The 428-nt window shown below is 43.9% G+C and carries 1 protein-coding gene; it reads left to right on the top strand.

Annotated elements, in window-relative coordinates; genetic code table 11:
• Positions 1-428 (top strand): hypothetical protein (locus GJV03_RS21610; protein WP_171501896.1); only part of this gene is annotated, 428 nt, incomplete at both ends.

Genomic DNA, 428 nt, shown 5'->3' with positions numbered 1-428 from the left:
AAAGATAACGGCACATGGTTAAAACTACCATTAACTGGAAGCAACTCAGCTGAGGTGGCTGGGATTTACGCAGGGCAATATGAAGCACGCGTATTTGCAATCAGTGCTTTTGATATTTCGTCCTTGCCAATGTATTCAGTTTTGACAGAGTTGAAAGGCAAGCAAGGAAAGCCGCCAAAACTCGCGAACATTCATGCTGAAGGTATTTTATTTGGCATGAAATTAACATGGTTGTTTCCTGCTGTGGGCGCGCTAGACACTGCATACACTGAAATTGTAGTCAGTCCTGATGGGAGCAGCAATATTGCTCAACTGGGTTTGTTTGCTTATCCGACTACTGTTCACACGATTCAAGGTATGCAGCCAAACTTACGCCAGTATTACCGTGGTCGTTTAATTGACCGTATTGGTAATGTAGGCGATTGGTC

Source organism: Acinetobacter sp. RIT698 (genome assembly GCF_009668065.1).
Classification (GTDB): Bacteria; Pseudomonadota; Gammaproteobacteria; order Pseudomonadales; family Moraxellaceae; genus Acinetobacter; species Acinetobacter guillouiae.
The sequence above is the reverse complement of the archived record's forward strand: the minus strand, read 5'-3'. Positions and strand labels throughout refer to the sequence as shown.